At 34.9% G+C, this 18969-nt stretch carries 13 protein-coding genes; 10 read left to right on the top strand and 3 right to left on the bottom strand.

All coding sequences use genetic code 11. The features are described from left to right. Window positions 1-438 precede the first annotated feature (438 nt). Both GWI58_RS10285 and uspE read left to right on the top strand, forming a co-directional pair. Window positions 439-1197, top strand: a complete 759-nt coding sequence (locus GWI58_RS10285) for an FNR family transcription factor (protein ID WP_004248018.1) — start codon at window positions 439-441, stop codon at window positions 1195-1197. A gap of 142 nt (window positions 1198-1339) precedes the next feature. Next, the gene (uspE, locus tag GWI58_RS10280; RefSeq protein WP_004248016.1) at window positions 1340-2290 is read left to right on the top strand and encodes a universal stress protein UspE; all 951 of its coding nucleotides are present in this window, start codon (window positions 1340-1342) and stop codon (window positions 2288-2290) included. A gap of 82 nt (window positions 2291-2372) precedes the next feature. On the opposite strand, the gene pntB is transcribed toward uspE, so the two are convergent. Both pntB and pntA read right to left on the bottom strand, forming a co-directional pair. Next, the gene (pntB, locus tag GWI58_RS10275) at window positions 2373-3761 is read right to left on the bottom strand and encodes a Re/Si-specific NAD(P)(+) transhydrogenase subunit beta (RefSeq protein ID WP_004242825.1); all 1389 of its coding nucleotides are present in this window, start codon (window positions 3759-3761) and stop codon (window positions 2373-2375) included. An 11-nt stretch (window positions 3762-3772) separates the two neighbouring features. After that, the gene (gene pntA / locus GWI58_RS10270) at window positions 3773-5302 is read right to left on the bottom strand and encodes a Re/Si-specific NAD(P)(+) transhydrogenase subunit alpha (RefSeq protein WP_110229242.1); all 1530 of its coding nucleotides are present in this window, start codon (window positions 5300-5302) and stop codon (window positions 3773-3775) included. Between the two features lie 387 nt (window positions 5303-5689). Between pntA and ydgH the strand changes: the two genes are divergently transcribed. The 7 genes from ydgH (at window position 5690) to GWI58_RS10235 (ending at window position 13809) form a co-directional block, all read left to right on the top strand. After that, window positions 5690-6643, top strand: a complete 954-nt coding sequence (gene ydgH / locus GWI58_RS10265; RefSeq protein ID WP_004242823.1) for a DUF1471 family protein YdgH — start codon at window positions 5690-5692, stop codon at window positions 6641-6643. Window positions 6644-6911: 268 nt separating this feature from the next. Continuing rightward, window positions 6912-8306, top strand: a complete 1395-nt coding sequence (locus GWI58_RS10260; RefSeq protein ID WP_161769154.1) for a basic amino acid/polyamine antiporter — start codon at window positions 6912-6914, stop codon at window positions 8304-8306. Window positions 8307-8795: 489 nt separating this feature from the next. Then, entirely contained in the window at window positions 8796-9362 is a 567-nt protein-coding gene (locus tag GWI58_RS10255; RefSeq protein WP_110229244.1) for a fimbrial protein, read from the top strand. Between the two features lie 26 nt (window positions 9363-9388). After that, window positions 9389-10063, top strand: coding sequence for a fimbrial biogenesis chaperone (locus GWI58_RS10250; protein ID WP_094959158.1), 675 nt, complete (start codon window positions 9389-9391; stop codon window positions 10061-10063). Between the two features lie 8 nt (window positions 10064-10071). Continuing rightward, window positions 10072-12465 (top strand): fimbria/pilus outer membrane usher protein, encoded by a 2394-nt coding sequence (locus GWI58_RS10245; protein WP_161769153.1) that lies wholly within the window; start codon window positions 10072-10074, stop codon window positions 12463-12465. A 9-nt stretch (window positions 12466-12474) separates the two neighbouring features. Further along, window positions 12475-13479, top strand: coding sequence for a fimbrial protein (locus tag GWI58_RS10240; protein ID WP_110229246.1), 1005 nt, complete (start codon window positions 12475-12477; stop codon window positions 13477-13479). A gap of 111 nt (window positions 13480-13590) precedes the next feature. After that, a complete protein-coding gene (locus GWI58_RS10235) occupies window positions 13591-13809 on the top strand; it encodes a hypothetical protein (RefSeq protein ID WP_237611689.1) in 219 nt (72 codons plus the stop codon). Between the two features lie 58 nt (window positions 13810-13867). Here the strand turns inward: GWI58_RS10235 and hrpA are convergent, their stop codons facing one another. Next, window positions 13868-17764: an ATP-dependent RNA helicase HrpA gene (gene hrpA, locus GWI58_RS10230; RefSeq protein ID WP_161769152.1), complete on the bottom strand. Its 3897-nt coding sequence runs from the start codon at window positions 17762-17764 to the stop codon at window positions 13868-13870. A 221-nt stretch (window positions 17765-17985) separates the two neighbouring features. On the opposite strand from hrpA, the gene GWI58_RS10225 reads away from it, so the two are divergent. Continuing rightward, entirely contained in the window at window positions 17986-18618 is a 633-nt protein-coding gene (locus GWI58_RS10225; protein WP_161769151.1) for an FMN-dependent NADH-azoreductase, read from the top strand. Window positions 18619-18969: the final 351 nt, after the last annotated feature.

The following is an 18969-nucleotide window of genomic DNA, read 5'->3' as shown; positions in this document are numbered from 1 at the left end:
ATCTGCCATTTTATAAGGAAAAGCTAATTCAAGTTAGCATTAAGTTGTATCAAAAATACATTTAGCTAATTTTAGTTAGAGAGTGTTAATAAATGATCAATTTCTGTTAGGAAAACGAAAAGTTAAGAAAATAAAGTGAATAAGATGTTAATCCTTGAATAAAATTTCTTGAGTTCCCTCCTAATTTTTAGTTTTACCAAAGATAATTTAGCAAATACCCTATGACTTCCTTAAAAAATCGAATAATATACCAATCGTGTATAGGGTTAGCGCAAATTATTCTAAATAAGTCACCAAACAAAACACGGGCTTAATCAATCTATATCGTTTTTTACATTCAGAATTATTTCTATGCGTACCATTATTCCCCTTACCAATTACAGCAATGTGTGTTAAAATTGACACATATCAATATTTTTATTTGTAATGAGCAAGCTTATGATCCCAGAAAAACGCGTCGTTCGCCGAATCCAATCTGGCGGTTGTGCAATCCATTGTCAAGATTGCAGTATTAGCCAGCTCTGCATCCCGTTTACTTTAAACGAGCATGAGCTTGATCAACTGGATAATATTATCGAGCGTAAAAAACCTATCCAGAAAGGTCAAACCTTGTTTAAAGCCGGTGATGAGCTGAAGTCACTTTATGCCATTCGTTCAGGAACTATTAAAAGTTATACAATCACTGAAGAAGGCGACGAACAGATCACAGGTTTTCATCTCGCTGGTGACTTGGTTGGATTTGATGCCATTATCAACACTGAACACCCAAGCTTTGCACAAGCTCTTGAAACATCAATGGTTTGTGAAATACCATTTGAAACACTAGATGATTTATCAGGCAAAATGCCTAATTTACGTCAACAAATGATGCGTCTAATGAGTGGCGAAATCAAAGGTGACCAAGAGATGATCTTACTGCTATCAAAGAAAAATGCAGAAGAACGTTTAGCCGCCTTTATTTATAACCTTTCTCGTCGCTTTGCCCAGCGCGGTTTTTCACCTCGTGAGTTCCGTTTAACCATGACTCGTGGTGATATTGGTAATTACTTAGGCCTGACAGTAGAAACCATTAGCCGACTATTAGGTCGTTTCCAGAAAAGTGGTATGTTAAGTGTAAAAGGTAAATACATCACTATTGAAGATAGTGAAATGTTAAGTGAACTCGCAGGCAAACTGCCTTCCTCAACAGAAGCTTAATCTTTTACATTACATCACCTATTTTTATAACGGGGCACACAAATTTGTGTCCCGTTTTCTATTTTGTGCTATTGCATTTTAGCTTCTTGGGTTATCTTTAAAAATGTAGATGGATAAATCCAGCCCTAAAGAGGATATAGCAATGGAAAAATATCAAAACCTTCTCGTTGTCATTGATCCTAACCAAGATGACCAACCAGCACTACGTCGTGCTGTTTATATCGTTCAGCGTAATGGTGGGCGGATAAAAGCTTTTCTACCTGTTTATGATCTCTCATATGACATGACCACCCTTTTATCTCCCGATGAACGTAATGCGATGCGCAAAGGCGTGATTAATCAAAAAACCGCTTGGATAAAACAGCAAGCTCGCTATTATCTTGAAGCCGGCATTCAAATCGACATAAAAGTGATTTGGCATAACCGACCGTATGAAGCCATTATTGAAGAAGTGATCACCGATAAGCATGACTTACTGATTAAAATGGCTCATCAACATGATAAGTTAGGCTCCTTAATTTTTACTCCCCTAGATTGGCAATTGTTAAGAAAATGCCCTGCTCCTGTATGGATGGTAAAAGATAAAGAGTGGCCAGAATACGGCACTATTGTTGTCGCCGCTAATCTGTCCAATGAAGAGTCATATCATGATGCATTAAATTTAAAATTAATTGAATTAACTAACGATTTATCTCACCGTATACAAAAAGATCCAGACGTTCATTTACTCAGTGCCTACCCTGTTGCACCCATTAATATTGCAATTGAGTTACCTGACTTTGATCCTAACCTTTATAACAATGCTTTGCGTGGACAACACCTTATAGCGATGAAAGAGCTTCGCCAGAAATTCTCTATCCCTGAGGAAAAAACACATGTCAAAGAAGGATTACCTGAGCAAGTTATCCCTCAAGTATGCGAAGAGCTAAACGCGGGTATTGTCGTATTAGGTATTTTAGGGAGAACCGGACTTTCTGCCGCTTTCTTAGGCAATACAGCAGAACAGCTGATCGACCATATAAAATGTGATTTACTCGCTATCAAACCTGATGGCTTTACCTGTCCTATCACTGTCGATTCAGATAACGAATAACGCTTTTAATACTGTATAGCAAAACGCCCGCTATCGCTTAAATAGTCGGGCGTTTTTTATTAAAGATTATTAGCTAAACAGATCACAAGGCTTTTAAAATTGCATCGACACTGGCTTTAGCATCACCAAATAACATTTGGGTATTTTCTTTAAAGAATAATGGATTTTGTACTCCTGCATAACCGGTATTCATAGAGCGTTTAAACACGATCACGTTTTGAGCTTTCCATACCTCTAATACCGGCATACCTGCTATTGGACTATTAGGATCGTCTTGTGCGGCTGGGTTAACAGTATCATTTGCACCAATAACTAAAACGGTATCTGTATCAGCAAAATCATCATTGATTTCATCCATTTCTAAGACAATATCGTAAGGTACTTTCGCTTCTGCTAACAATACATTCATATGTCCCGGCAGACGACCCGCAACTGGGTGAATACCAAAGCGTACTTTTATACCACGCTGGCGAAGCTTTTCTGTTATATCATGTACTGGGTATTGTGCTTGTGCCACAGCTAAGCCATAACCCGGCGTAATAATCACTGAAGTTGAGTTTTTTAATAGTTCAGCAACTTCTTCTGCGGTTGTTTCACGATATTCCCCCATCTCTCCTTCATCACTGGAGCTGCTACCATCAGTACCAAAACCACCGGCAATAACGCTAATAAATGAGCGGTTCATTGCTTTACACATGATATAAGAAAGAATAGCGCCCGATGAACCCACTAATGCCCCTGTCACAATTAACAAATCGTTGCTTAACATAAAACCAGCAGCGGCGGCGGCCCAACCCGAATAAGAGTTCAACATTGACACAACAACAGGCATATCCGCACCACCAATGGAGGCAACTAAATGCCAACCAAATGCTAATGCAATGACTGTCATCACAATCATTAAAAAGACTTGTAAACCAACACTGTCAGTTTTAACAAACCAGATCATTAATAAAAATGAAATAACTAAAGCCGCTAAATTAAGTTTATGGCGATTAGGCAACATCATAGGTTTGGATGACATTTTGCCACTTAGTTTGCCATAAGCGACAATAGAGCCGGTAAAAGTAACCGCACCGATAAAGATACCTAAAAAGACTTCTGTGAGATGAATGTTGGCCATTACAGGATCAATGGCAGGATTATGATCTAGATAACTATTAAAACCAACCAGAACCGCGGCTAAACCCACAAAACTATGTAAAATAGCCACCAACTCTGGCATTTGCGTCATTTCAACTTTTTTGGCTAAACGGATACCAATAACGGCACCAATAACCATAGCAACAATGATCCAACCTACATTATCAGCATAAGGCCCAAAGATAGTCGCAAATAACGCGATAGCCATCCCTGCAATACCAAAGTAATTCCCCTGTTTTGAGGTTTCATGTTTGGATAACCCTGCAAGGCTAAAAATAAATAATATTGCGGCGACAATATATGCCGCTGTAACAACACCGCTGGACATAATTGTCTCCCTTATCCTTTACGGAACATTTTCAACATACGTTGAGTGACGGTAAATCCACCAAAAATATTAATACTGGCAATTAAAATAGCGATAAATGAGAAAAAGCTTACCCAACCACCACTACCAATTTGTAGTAATGCACCAACGACAATGATACCTGAAATGGCATTTGTCACCGACATTAATGGGGTGTGCAATGAATGGCTGACATTCCAAACAACGTAATAACCAACAACACAAGAAAGTGCGAAGACAGTAAAGTGTGATAAGAACTCTTTTGGCGCAACATTAGCCAACCATGCGAACAGTAAAAAGGCAATAGCCAATAAACCATATTTTTTCCACGGGGAAATAGGTTTCGCAACGGGTTTTTCTTGGGGTTTTGCTGCAGGAGCTACTTTAGGTTGCGCTGAAACTTGAATAGGAGGCGCCGGCCATGTCACTTCCCCTGCTTTAATAACGGTAACACCACGAATAACCACATCGTCAAAATCAATATTGATATTACCATCTTTTTCTTTACAGAGTAATTTCAATAGGTTAACTAAGTTAGTACCATAAAGTTGAGATGATTGAGCCGGTAACCGGGCGGCTAAATCAGTATACCCAATAATTTTTACACCATGTTCAGTGGTAAAAATCTCACCAGGAACGGTATATTCACAGTTACCACCATTTTGGGCTGCCAAATCGACCACCACACTGCCGGGTTTCATTGAATCAACCATCTCTTTAGTGATTAAACGTGGTGCAGGTTTTCCTGGAATTAATGCTGTGGTAATAATGATATCAACATCTTTGGCTTGCTCTGCAAATAATGCCATTTCTGCATCAATAAATGCTTTTGACATCACTTTAGCATAGCCATCACCACTCCCCGCTTCTTCTTTAAAATCAAGCTCTAGGAACTCAGCGCCCATACTTTGCACTTGCTCTTTGACTTCAGGTCGAGTGTCAAATGCACGAACAACAGCGCCTAAACTACCTGCAGCCCCAATAGCGGCAAGTCCAGCGACACCCGCACCAATCACCATTACTTTGGCTGGTGGTACTTTACCTGCAGCAGTAATTTGCCCAGTAAAGAAACGGCCAAATTCATGAGCAGCTTCAACAACGGCACGATAGCCGGCAATATTCGCCATTGAACTTAATGCATCTAAAGATTGTGCACGGGAGATACGCGGTACACTATCCATAGCCATTACATTAATCTCTTTTTCAGCTAATTTTTCTAGCAATGGTGCATTTTGTGCGGGCCAGATAAAACTAATTAAAGTCGAGCCTTTTTTTAGTAAAGCAATTTCATCTTCTAGGGGGGCATTAACTTTTAAGATAATATCGGATTGCCAAATATTTTGACAATCTAAGATCTCAGCCCCTGCTTGTTGATAAGCGTCATTATCGAAACTAGAAGCAATGCCAGCTTCATTTTCTATCGCGACTGTAAATCCTAATTTCAAGAGTTGTGTGACTGTAGCAGGTGTTGCTGCAACTCTTGTTTCGTTAGAAAGTCGCTCTTTGGGTATACCAATTCGCATAATTTTCCCTTCTTATCCATCCGAAAACTGTTAAAATTTCATGGCTAATTTCATTAATATGCAAAAAAATTGTTAAGCATTATCATTCACATGCCATTTATTGGGGTACTAATAACCTACTGAAAATAAAACCAATAATCTAGAACTGTGTAAAGCTAAAATTGAACTTAATGCGATCATTTTAGTCGAAAAGGCATATTAATGAATTATTCACTATATTTAAGTAAATATCTGGTAACATATACTGGTCATTTGACCCAGTGGCTATTCACTAAATAAAATAATGCGACAAACGCTATTATTACATGTAATAATTGCACTCTATGTGATAGATCACTATGTTCAGCACATGACCAATATTAATTGCGCAAGGCGGAAGGATTTTGTATGAAGCTGAAAACCTCAGTCATCGCAGCAGCGGTGTTATCTTTAACTAATATTACTGTTGCGCAGGCTGCACAGGAACTGTCTCCAGAACAAGCGGCAGAGCTAAAACCATTTGAAAGAATTACAGTCATCGGTCGTTTTAATGCGATTTATGAAGCAGCTGACGCAGTATCTCGTCGTGCTGATAAAATCGGTGCTGATAGTTTTTACATTCAAGGTCTAGATGATATCAGTGATAGTGGCAACATGAGTGTGACTGCCGATCTGTATCGAAAAGATGCACCAAAAGCGACTGAAGAAGAATACCGCGTATTTCATGGTGTAAAAGAATTACCAAAACCTGAAGCTATTTTGCTACAGCCTTTTGATACCGTTACTATTCATGGTTACTATCCAACAACACCTGATATTAATAACGAAATCGGAAAAGAAGCTGCAAAAAAAGGTGCAGCATCATTCTTTATTGTCCGTAATATCTCGGTAAATGATGGTGGTAACCAAGAAGTTACTGCTTATATCTATAAAAAAGATGCCCCTAAAAGAGCCATACAGTCTTCAGAAGCCGTGGTTCCTTATGACTCTGATGCGGGTCGAGCGCTTATTGCCGAAGGTGGAAGTGCAGCCAATAAAGTTGAAAAACCAGGACTTGCGTCAAATAGTGACTTTGATAGAAATGTAGGTGTATTTGCTGAAACACAATCATCAGGTAAAAGCGGACGTTACACTGTCACCTTACCTGATGGCACTGAAATTCAAGAGGTTAATAAAGCAGCAGCTGCATTAATGGAACCTTTTGATACCATTACTTTCAGTGGTTATTTTGTGAACTCCCCGGAAGTTTCTTATCAAGTTGCTAAACGTGCCGCAGAGAAAGGTGCAAAATATTACCATATTACTCGTGAATGGCAGAGTAATGGTGGTACAGTAACAATCACAGCGGATTTATTTAAATAATCTGTTGTTACTTTCTCTTTTAAAAACCTTGCCCTATGCAAGGTTTTTTTATACTTGTCCAAATAACCTCACTCAATTTCTTATCCTTATGCATAAAATTTATGATTTTATGCATAGACAACCAAGTCAACTCTCCGTAAAATCTCGCTGTTTTTTAGTGGTTTTATCTTTGTCTTAAATTAACAGATTCATATTTATGCTAATTATTAAACCAAAAACAAGAAAATACGCTATTTATTCACAATTTTAATCATGCAGGAACTTATCTTTGAATAAAAAACTTGGTTTAATGTCACTAACAGCGTTAGTGCTAAGCTCAATGGTTGGTGCAGGTGTATTCAGTTTATCCCAGAATATGGCTGAGGTTGCAAGCCCTGCGGCACTGATTATCGGTTGGATAATAACAGGGGTTGGCATCCTTTTTCTCGCTCTATCATTGTTATTGCTTTCTCGCTTAAGACCTGATCTTGATGGCGGTATTTTTACTTATGCAAAAGAAGGATTTGGTGAATTTATTGGCTTTTGTTCTGCTTGGGGCTATTGGGTCTGTGCGGTAGTTGCTAATGTCTCTTATTTAGTCATCGTTTTCGCTGCTGTGAGTTTTTTCACCGATAGCCCTAATAATATTATTTTTGGTGATGGTAATACATGGCAGGCATTATTGGGTGAATCAATCTTGCTTTGGGTTGTGCACTTTTTAGTTCTACGAGGTGTACAAACAGCCGCTAGTATCAATTTAATGGCCACGATGGCAAAATTAATTCCATTGGGGTTATTTATTATTGTTGCCCTACTTGCCTTTAATATGGATATTTTTACCCTTGATTTCGAAGGGATAAAAATGGGCGTGCCCGTTTGGGAACAAGTAAAAAATACCATGTTAATTACTTTATGGGTATTTATTGGTATTGAAGGTGCCGTTGTCGTATCCGCAAGAGCAAAAAATAGAAGAGATGTTGGTTTAGCGACAATATTTGCAGTTGTGATCGCACTAATTATTTATATTCTCGTTACCCTATTATCTCAAGGATTAGTTAGCCAACCAGAGCTTGCTATGATGAAAAACCCATCTATGGCACCTTTACTGGTTCAACTAATTGGAAATATAGGTGAGATAGTTATTGCCGCCGGCCTTATTCTATCGGTATGTGGCGCTTATTTAAGCTGGACAATTATGGCTGCTGAAGTCCCTTATATTGCCGCATTACACCACTCTTTTCCCAAACAACTGAGTAAACAAAATCACAATGATGCACCTTCCTCTTCCTTGTGGTTTACTAATTTAGCTGTTCAATTATCACTAGTATTAATTTGGCTTACTGGTAGTAATTACAATACCCTACTGACCATCGCATCAGAAATGATCCTTGTTCCTTATTTCCTGGTTGGTGCTTTCTTAGTTAAAGTTGCCATAGAACGCAGTAGCCGAGGATTATTACTGATAGCGATACCTGCAAGCCTCTATGGTTTATGGTTACTTTATGCATCAGGTGTAATTAATTTATTACTTTCCGTCGTTCTCTATGCACCCGGTGTATTAATATTTTTATATTCACGAAAACAATATAAAGATAAGCAATCATTAAATACTAGTGAAAAAATACTACTGATGATGGTATTAATTGGTGCAATTCCTGCTTGTGGCTATTTAGTATTTAATTAAGATCTATTATTCCCCCTTGAGAAAGAAGCAAGGGGGCATTTCTTCCTCTTCACCCCCCTTTTTCTATCCAAGCCACTCCTGTTCATTTCCTTAAGTTTTTTAATTAGAAATTGAGTAACGCCATGTTTTGGTTACTTAGCAAGTAAATATGACTGATGATGGTTAGGTGTATTATATTAGAGAAATAAATTGGATGTTGTAACTAATTATCCCCCTAATTGACTACAATTCACCCATATAATTTTTATATAAAATTCATTTTTTATATGATGTTTTTTAAAAATCCAGTGAATAACACAATAAAATATATTGTTTTTAGTTAACACGACCACAAAAAAATATAATACACAGATAAATAAACTAGTTTTCTAACAAAAAGCAGATGAATTCACTTTATTTACTTTTTGTTAGAAAACTATATTATCCACTTCGTCGCAACAAATAGGATAAACCTATTGCATTATCAAATAATTTATTAAAGGAAAAACAATGAAAATAAAAAATCATATCAGATTACTATCTGCATTATTAGTTATCTCTTCTAGCATGAATGTATTAGCAGATAATAGCAAAACAACAGAAAAGAAAAATAGCAATATTATTAATTTTAGTGGAACAGTAACATCAACATCCTGCAATATAGAAAGCCCTATTTCTCCTATCATTTTGCCAGCTATTAATAAATCGGAAATAGTCTCAGATAAAGATTGGGCCAATGCCAAAAGCAGTACAGGTAGTAATTTTGAAATTAAACTATTAGATTGTGGCAATAATAATGCAGCATTAACATTTAACGGCACTGATTTAGCGAGTGAAAATAAAATTCTGAAAAATAAAAACACCACAAATAATGGTGCTAAAGGAGTAGGAATTTTCATTCGTAGTGATGAAGGTGATAAAAATATTATTCATTTAAATGGTAACCAAGCAATAACTAAGAGAATTGAAAATAAAAAAGCAACTTATAAATTCCATGCTAATTACGCAAGTTATCTTCCAAATCCAACATCAGGAACTGTTAATACATCAATAAGTTTTACCGTTAAATACTCTTAATTAAAAAAACACAGGATTATTTTATTATGAAGTATAATGTTTATATTTTATTTATCATAATTCTGTGTTCTACTTTTTTTACACAAGCAAATGTAATATATAGTGGAACACGGTTTATCTATAATGAAGACGATAATGATATTATTATTAATGTAAAAAATAATAAATCAGTTACTGATTATTTAATACAAAGCTGGATCACAAAGGATGAAAATAATAAAAACACACCTTTTATGATTACCCCACCTTTATTTAAATTAAATAAAGAACAATCTGCAATTTTGCGAATTGCCAAAATCACATCAATAGCTCAGACAGATCGTGAAAGTCTATTTTATATAAATAGCAAAGCGATCCCTATCGCTGAATCAAAACATAATAGTATTCACATATCAATTAAATCAGTATTTAAATTATTTTACCGACCACATGGCTTAACTGAAACAGTTGAAGAAGCGACAAAAAAAATTATTTTTTCTATAAATAATAAAAAAGAAATGATAATAAAAAACAACTCTGAATATTACTTCACTATTATAAATATTTTTTCTAATGGGGAAAAAAAAGAGATCGCAGTCATGCTATCCCCTTTTAGTGAAATTAATATAGGAAAAAATCATTTTGGTACAGCTAAAGTAGGCTGGAGCTATATAAATGATTTTGGTAATGAAGTTAATATCAACATAAAAAATAGCGAATAGTATTAATTATGATAAAGTTATCTCCTATTTCTTTACTCTTATTATTTACGCCCTATGTACATGCAAATGCACTTTACTTACAAGCAATTGAAAACCACAATGGGAATATTGATTTTTCACTCTTGCTTAATGAAAATTTCATCGAAGGAACCTATAACATAACAATTTATATAAATAACAATAAAAAACAAAATACTGAGATATCATTTAAAAACAAAAATAATAACTTAACCCCAATAATAACTCTATTTGATTTAAAACAATGGGGAATAAACACCAATTATTACGAGCCTTTAAAGAATAAGTTAGACAACGATATCGTTGACTATGATTTATTAAAAAAATTATTTAATATAAAATTAGAAATTAACAAACAGTCGATTTACTTTAAAGTACCTTTAATTGCGATAGAAAAAACCGCCTCATATTCCAAAGAAAAATTGGATGATGGTGATAATGCTGCTTTCATTAAATACAACTATCAAGGCCATTATTATAAACAAAATAGCTTAAATGGACAACATATACATAACCTACAGCTATATAATGGAATTAATTTATTTGCATGGCGTTATCGTCAAGATCTAAACTATAATAATAATAATTCTTTTTCTATAAACCAGCAATATGTATATAGGACACTTAGAAATATTAATTCCATTTTAACTTTAGGTGATTTTTATGCTTATGCTCCTAACTTAAACACTTATAAAATACTAGGTATGCAAATCAATAGTGATAATACAATAAAAGATGGCTCCCTAGTAGGTTATGCACCCATTATAAGTGAAACCGCCTATACCTATGCAGAAGTTAGCATTGAGCAAAATGGAGAAACACTATATAGCACATCTGTACCACCTGGGCCATTTACTCTTAATAATCTTCCCTCTTTAGGTGCAAATGGTGAACTCGTGTTAATTATAAAAGAAGAAAATGGCGAAGTAAGAAAGAAGAAAATCTGGAATTATTCTTCACAGTATTTATTAAGAAAGAACCAATGGAATTATTACTATACTATGGGTTTAGTAAACAATCCTCAAAAAAGACAATTTCCTTCTAATAAGAAAAAAGAACTATTAACTCAATTGAATTTAAGCTATGGAGTGAGCAATTATTTAACGACAATGATAGGAGCTGAAAAAAAAGGAGATGATATTAAAGCACTTATTGGAAATACCCTAGGATTAAATATCCTGGGTATAGTCTCATTAGAAAACGCTTGGATAAGAGAGAAATATTATCAACAATATCAGTCCAATAAGATTAATTACCAAAAAGTATTTTCTATGGAAAATACAACTATTTCATTAAACTCATCATTCTACTTTAGATTTAAAGAGAATTATGCTGTAAATAAAGAATATAAGAAATATGATTTAGGATTTCACTTTTCACAATCATTAAATAATAATATTGCTTTAACGTTGGGATATAATATTGCAACCTATTATCACTCAAAAGAAAAAAGCCAACGACTTTTTATTAATACCAGTTCAAATTATAAAAAACTTTCCTATTCATTAGAGCTAGAGAATAGCAAAGATCAGTATAGCAATAATAATCAATTATCAATTTTTTTAAATTATCCTATTGGTCAAGATCTCTCTCATTGGGCAACAGCAAGGATCAATTATGATAATAGAGAAAAATATTTTCATGAGAACATTTCATTTAGTGGAAATACATTAGAAAATAATCGGTTAAATTACAATCTTAATTTTTCTAAAAATAATAAAGAACATTTAGATTCGTCAATGAAAATTAATTATTTAAGTAGGATAGCCAAACTAAATATAAACTCTAGATTTAATAAAGATAGTTATTCTTTAGGCTATGGACTCAATGGCGGCATTGTGTTTCATAATGGAGGAATAACGTTAGCCCAAGATCTAAATGATAGTTTTGCTATCCTTAATTTTGCAGGTGCTAAGAAAGTAAAAATAATAGGAAAACCAACAATAGAATCAGATCGAAGAGGTTATTTAATCATTCCTAATTTAACTAGTTATCATAACAATAAGTTCCACATTGATGCAAAATCATTAGATTATAATTATAATATTGATAATTATAGCTATCATTTAATTCCTACTAAAGGAGCTATTATTGCAAAAAATATTAAGGTAACTAAAGGAGAAAGCGCTTTATTTACATTTCACCAAAACATTCCTTTTGGTGCAACAGCCTATGTGAAAAATTCTGATGGCACCCTATCCGATATATCCTATGTAAATGAAGATAATAAATTATATATTTCTAATTTACCTATTTCAGGAAAGATTTTTGTAAAATGGGGAAGTTCCAACAAACAACAGTGCTCATTTAACTATCAATTAAATGGTAATGAAAAACAAAATAGAATTTATTTTAAAACTGTAAATTGCATTAAAGAGGAATAATATATAAAAATGAAATACATTATTATTTTAATTTATTTACTCTCATTCCATTGTTATTCTGATGAACCATATAAAAGCTTTAGTAACAATTGCGTTTATGACGATATAACAGACAATGGGTTTATTCCAGTACATACTATTAGATTTAAAGCTAGTGATATTGATTTAGGTGTCGATATTGGTCAACCTATCGCAGAAATGAGTTTTACTGATGCCTCTCTATCTACGTCAATTCTTCATTGTAAAGATAAAGTTGATCTAAAATTAATTATTAATGCAAGGCATTATAAAGATGATATTTTTAAAACAAATATTCCAGGAGTTGGCTTTAAGATATCAGCGAATAAAACACCTTTTAACTTAGTAGGCGATGAATTTAATGTAACACCTAAATATGCAAATGTCTGTAATGCTCAAACTAGAAAAGAAGGATATGAAAATATATATTGTACTGATAGTTGGCCAAGCCTATATATTCAATTAATAAAAATAGGTGAAATCGTTCTAGCACCTCTGAACGATATATTTGTTATGGATGATTTTCTTGTTTATACATTAGATAATAAAAAATTTACTTATAATCATTTGATTATTGAGAAGCCTCAGAATAAAGTTTGTGAGCTTAATATTGACCAACCTAATATTGAATTAGCGCCTGTAGAAAAAAACAGTTTAAGTGATTCAATACCCGCTAATGAAACACATTTTTCTATTGGTGTTATTTGTAACCAAGATACATTAGTTTCATTAAAGCTTGATGCACCTGCTATTTATAAAAGTGAAAAAACTAATTTATTAACACTTCTTAATAATGGCACCCCTTCTGGGGTCGGTTTATCCATTAAATATAAAGATACAAATTATTATTTAGGTAATGCTATTTATAATAGCGTTCATAGAACACCTTCGACTGAATATACTTTTCCTTTCTCAGTAGGATATGTGAAGATGAGTGAAAATATATTGCCCGGTAAGGTAACATCTCAGATTAATGTAAACTTAGAATATAAATAATTTATGTCCCCTATGAAAAAACATTTAACTCCTATTATCATGTTATCAATATTACTACCTGTGTTTTCTGTAAATGCTTATTATATCTATGAAACTAGCTGTGAATACATAATGGATGATAATAAATCAAAAGAAAACCAAGAAGTTATATTGAAGATATCAAACTGTCCATCAATAATAAAAAACGCTAATAGTATATTGAATATTAAAAAGAACACTGCTATTTCAATAAAAAATAGCGCAAAAACATCTTTTATCTTAGATAGTAATAAAGTGGTTTTAGCTGACAATATTAATGATCAATTTACCATTTCAGTACATTATCAATAAGAGTAGTATATAAACCCACAATGGCTATAACTCACCACTGTGGGTTTATTTATCAGCATTAGCTTAATGAGATAGACTCAATGGCTTGTAAGATGCGTTTATCAGAGATGGGATAAGGCGTTCCTATCTGTTGAGCAAATAAACTCACTCTTAATTCCTCTATCATCCAACGAATATTTTGTACCTCTTCTTGCTGTTTTTGCTTCTCGCTTAATTTAGCTAACCACTGTTGCCACTGCAAAATGACATTTTCAACTCGGCTCATTTGTGCTCTATCACGGTTAGGATCAATCGCTAATTTCTCCATACGTTTTTCAATGGCACTGAGATAGCGAGGAATATCCGCAAGTCGTTTCCAGCCATGGGATGTGACAAATCCGGGGAAAACTAATTGATTAAGTTGTGCTTTAATATCAGACAATGCAAAAGCAACACTAATATCAACCCGCCCTTTTAAGCGTTTATTAATCGCAAATACCTGAGTTAAAATAGATTCAACTTGTTTAGCAATTTCGACAACAACATCGTTTAATTCAGCACGGACATAATCTTGGAGTTTTTGATATTGCTCTTCTTGCCATATTAATCCCCCATAAGAAGCAATAAGTTTATCAACCCCACAAGCAATACAGTCATCAATCAGATCTAGCACCTTGCCATAAGGATTAAAATAAAGACCTAATTTTGCTTTATTAGGCAATTTTTCATGTAAGTATTTAATGGGGGAAGGAATATTAAGCAATAATAACCGTCTTATCCCCTGCCACATTGCCGCTTGTTGCTCTGTTTCTGTTTCAAATAGCTTGATACCAACACTATTCTTTTCATCCACTAATGCAGGATAGGCTTTAACTGAATAACTACCACGTTTTTGTTCGTAGCGTTGTGGCAAGTCACCAAAACTCCAAATATGTAAATCTTGCTGCTCAATACCATCATCTGCCACCGCTGATAACGTTTCTTGAACTTTGCCCTTTAAACGCGCTTTTAACTGATTAAGATCTTTTCCTTCCGCAAGGGTTTTATTGTTGTCACCAACAACTCGAAAAGTCATTTTTAAGTGATCGGCCACTTGCTCAAGTTGCCAACTGTCACGTTCGACCGTAACGCCAGTCATTCTACGTAGCTCTTTTTCTAATTTATCGAGTAATTCACCTTCAGGGGTAACCACTCGTTCTAAAAAAGCTGAAGCGTAGTTAGGCGCAGGAACAAAATTACGACGTATAGGTTTAGGTAATGATTTTATTAAGGCAACGACTAATTCATGACGAATACCCGGAATTTGCCAATCAAAACCTTCATCTTTAACCTGATTTAAAATCGGTAATGGAATATGAACAGTGACACCATCTGCTGCTGTACCTGGCTCAAACTGATAAGTTAAGCGTAATTTTAAATTATCTTGATGCCAATAATTTGGATAATCTAATGCACTAACACGTTTAGCATCTTCTTTGATAAGCATGCTTTTTTCAAAGCTCAGCAAATCAGGTGAATTCTTTTGCGCTATTTTCCACCATTTATCAAAATGGCGGGTAGAGATAACATCTTGTGGTATTCGTTGATCGTAGAATGTAAACAGCGTTTCATCATCTACCAAAATATCGCGACGACGTGATTTATGCTCTAACTCTTCAACCTCGGTACGTAATTTTAAATTTTCACGGAAGAAAGCATGCCGAGTTTGCCAATCGCCCTCTACCAACGCATGGCGGATAAATAGCTCTCGACATAATAGTGGATCAATTTTGCCATAATTTACTAATCGCGAGGCCACAATAGGTAAACCATATAAGGTGACTTTTTCATTAGCCATTACCGCACCCTGTGCTTTTGACCAATGAGGCTCACTATAGTGGTGTTTAACTAGGTGGGTGGCGATAGGTTCAATCCACTCCGCTTCAATGCGTGCAGCAATACGCCCCCATAACCGTGATGTTTCTACTAATTCTGCCACCATAGTCCATTTGGGCGGTTTTTTAAACAACCCAGAGCCGGGATAAATAGCAAAACGCGCATTTCTCGCGCCAGTAAATTCCTGCTTATCGCTATCTTTTTGTCCGATATGTGATAATAGCCCACTTAATAAAGCCATATGAATACTTTTAAAAGCGGCGGGTTGACTATTAATTGGAAAGCCTAGCTCTTTAACAACTTGACGTAGTTGCGTATAGACATCTTGCCATTCCCTAACTCGCATAAAGTTTAAAAACTCTTGGCGACAGTGTTTTCGAAACTGAGAATGACTCAATTCTTTCTGCTGAGTTTTTAAATAGTCCCATAAATTGAGTAATGAAAGAAAATCTGAATCTTTATCTTGGAAACGACGATGTTTTTCATCTGATGCTTGTTGCTTGTCCATCGGTCTTTCACGAGGATCTTGAATAGAAAGCGCCGATGTGATCACCATTAATTCTCTAACTGCACCATATTTGCGCGCTTCAAGAACCATTCTCGCTAATCTTGGATCGATAGGAAGCTGAGCTAATTGTTTCCCCATCGGCGTCAAACGATAAGCACCTTTATTATCAGTACCCTCTTGTAAGGCACCCAGCTCTTCTAATAAGCGTACACCATCTTGTATATTGCGTTTATCGGGCGCTTGTACAAAAGGAAATCCGCTAATATCCCCTAATCCTATCGAGGTCATTTGTAAAATAACCGAAGCAAGATTGGTTCTTAGTATTTCAGGATCGGTAAATTGCGCACGGGAAATAAAATCATCTTCAGAGTAAAGACGAATACAAATACCATCAGAAACACGACCGCAACGCCCTTTTCTCTGATCCGCAGAAGCTTGAGAGATAGGCTCTATGGGTAAGCGCTGAACTTTAGTTCGATAACTATATCGACTAATACGAGCATAACCCGTATCAATCACATATTTAATACCCGGTACCGTAAGAGAAGTTTCGGCAACATTGGTTGCTAATATGATGCGTCTTCCGGTATGAGGCTGAAATATCCGGTTTTGTTCACTATTAGAAAGGCGAGCAAATAGGGGTAAAACTTCGGTATGACGCAGTTGTAATTTATTTAATGCCTCTGCGGTATCCCTTATCTCACGCTCACCGCTCATAAAAATAAGAATATCACCCGCACTTTCTCGACTTAACTCGTCAATTGCATCAATAATGCCCTCAGTCATATCCTTATCACTATCCAAAGCGTCACCACCAATAGGACGATAGCGCACTTCAACCGGATAAGTTCGGCCAGATACCTCAATAATAGGAGCTTGATTAAAATGCTTAGAAAAACGCTCGGGATCGATAGTGGCAGAAGTAATAATCACTTTTAGATCTGGGCGTTTGGGTAAAAGCTGCTTTAAATAACCAAGAATAAAGTCAATATTTAAGCTACGCTCATGGGCTTCATCGATAATAATAGTATCATATTGTAATAACAGCTTATCTTGTTGTAGTTCAGCTAATAAAATCCCGTCGGTCATTAACTTAACCAGCGTGTTATCACCAACATGATCACTAAAACGAACTTTATAACCGACAGACTCACCTAATGTTGTGTTTAATTCATGGGCAATTCGCTCTGCGACAGAGCGTGCAGCTAAACGTCGAGGCTGCGTATGCCCAATATAACCTTTTACGCCTCGCCCTAATTCGAGACAAATTTTCGGGATCTGAGTTGTTTTACCCGATCCCGTTTCCCCTGCAATAATAACCACTTGGTTATCTTTGATTGCATTGTAGATAGCCTCCTTTTTCTGGCTAACAGGCAAGTTTTCTGGATAAACAATTTTAGGACAGTGAGCTTGTCGATTTAATATACGCTGTTTTGCGACAATAATATCCTGCTCAATCTCGCTTAATACCGCCTGTTTCGACGTTTCTTTACTTATTTTATCAACGCCACGTAAGCGTTTTCTCAATCGTTGCTGATCCCGCAACGAGAGTTGCTCTATCTCTTTGTAGAGCATCGCAGATGATAGTGCCACCTTTTGTTATCCTTTTTGAGGTTTATTTAACCCAATAATATTGTTGCCATGATATCACAACAGCCAATTTGCACATAAAGGGTTGATGAATTTTCTTATTCTATGAATATATATAATCAATAAATTTGAATAGCATATTCAAACGATTATGGTGTGAAATTTTTCAGATAAGATAAAATTTTGTCTATATAAACATAACAGATATTTACCGAGAGAATAAAATGAACAAGCTTCTTGTACTAAAATCCAGTATTTTAGAAAATTACTCACACAGCAATAAAATGGCTGACTATCTAATAGAAAATTGGCAAAAGCATCATCAAAATGATCTCATTACCCTACGTGATCTGGCAAAAGACCCCATTCCTGTTTTAGATCAAGCCACATTATTTGCTTTTGGCAAAGATACGGCTATGTTATCGGAACAACAAAAAGCCGCTAGAGCACTCTCTGATACATTAATTAATGAATTAAAAGCACATGATATTATTGTGATCACGGCGCCTATGTATAATTTCTCCATCCCTTCTCAATTAAAACACTATATCGATTTTATTGCGCGTGCAGGCGAAACATTTAAATATACTGAAACAGGGTCAGTCGGATTACTTGAAGATAAGCAAGTTATTGTATTAACGAGTCGTGGTGGGATCCATAAAGGACAACCCTCTGATTTAATTATTTCATATCTAACACAATTTTTATCATTTATTGGTATTAATAATGTACAGTTTATTCTAACCGAGGATACTGCGCTAGGCGAAGAATATGCACAACAGTCACATGTTCAAGTACAAAAAGAAATAGATTTAATTATTAATAAAGAAATAATGATAAAATCAAAATATATCTAATGGCACCTTTAATCAAGGTGCTATTTTTTATAAATATAATTACAAAAAAAACCTCTATTTTTTTTTAAAAAAAACCTTCAACAGATAAACCTTTCACCTTTTACCTATAAGTTAAAATTTAAATCTAACCAACCAAACACAAAAAACATATTTCGCTAATCATTTAACAAAATAATACTAATCATAATTATATATAACTTGTCAAATTTCACGTAAAAAAATATTATTATCTTGCTCTTAATTATGAGCAAATTTGTAACTACAATTAATACTTAAATGGACTTTAAAATGAAAAAATCATTATTTTCACTATTAATTCTATCTACACTTTCTTTATCAACACAAGCTATT

The organism is Proteus sp. G2674 (assembly GCF_009915195.1).
Taxonomy (GTDB): Bacteria; Pseudomonadota; Gammaproteobacteria; order Enterobacterales; family Enterobacteriaceae; genus Proteus; species Proteus mirabilis.
Note: the sequence above shows the minus strand (reverse complement) of the source record. Positions and strands in the feature narration are given on the sequence as shown.

Bases quoted from the DNA above. Each gene is read 5' to 3' on its own strand.
- GWI58_RS10285 (WP_004248018.1), top strand. From the start codon at position 439: ATGATCCCAGAAAAACGCGTCGTTCGCCGAATCCAATCTGGCGGTTGT.
- uspE (WP_004248016.1), top strand. From the start codon at position 1,340: ATGGAAAAATATCAAAACCTTCTCGTTGTCATTGATCCTAACCAAGAT.
- pntB (WP_004242825.1), bottom strand. From the start codon at position 3,761: ATGTCCAGCGGTGTTGTTACAGCGGCATATATTGTCGCCGCAATATTA.
- pntA (WP_110229242.1), bottom strand. From the start codon at position 5,302: ATGCGAATTGGTATACCCAAAGAGCGACTTTCTAACGAAACAAGAGTT.
- ydgH (WP_004242823.1), top strand. From the start codon at position 5,690: ATGAAGCTGAAAACCTCAGTCATCGCAGCAGCGGTGTTATCTTTAACT.
- GWI58_RS10255 (WP_110229244.1), top strand. From the start codon at position 8,796: ATGAAAATAAAAAATCATATCAGATTACTATCTGCATTATTAGTTATC.
- GWI58_RS10250 (WP_094959158.1), top strand. From the start codon at position 9,389: ATGAAGTATAATGTTTATATTTTATTTATCATAATTCTGTGTTCTACT.
- GWI58_RS10245 (WP_161769153.1), top strand. From the start codon at position 10,072: ATGATAAAGTTATCTCCTATTTCTTTACTCTTATTATTTACGCCCTAT.
- GWI58_RS10240 (WP_110229246.1), top strand. From the start codon at position 12,475: ATGAAATACATTATTATTTTAATTTATTTACTCTCATTCCATTGTTAT.
- GWI58_RS10235 (WP_237611689.1), top strand. From the start codon at position 13,591: ATGGATGATAATAAATCAAAAGAAAACCAAGAAGTTATATTGAAGATA.
- GWI58_RS10225 (WP_161769151.1), top strand. From the start codon at position 17,986: ATGAACAAGCTTCTTGTACTAAAATCCAGTATTTTAGAAAATTACTCA.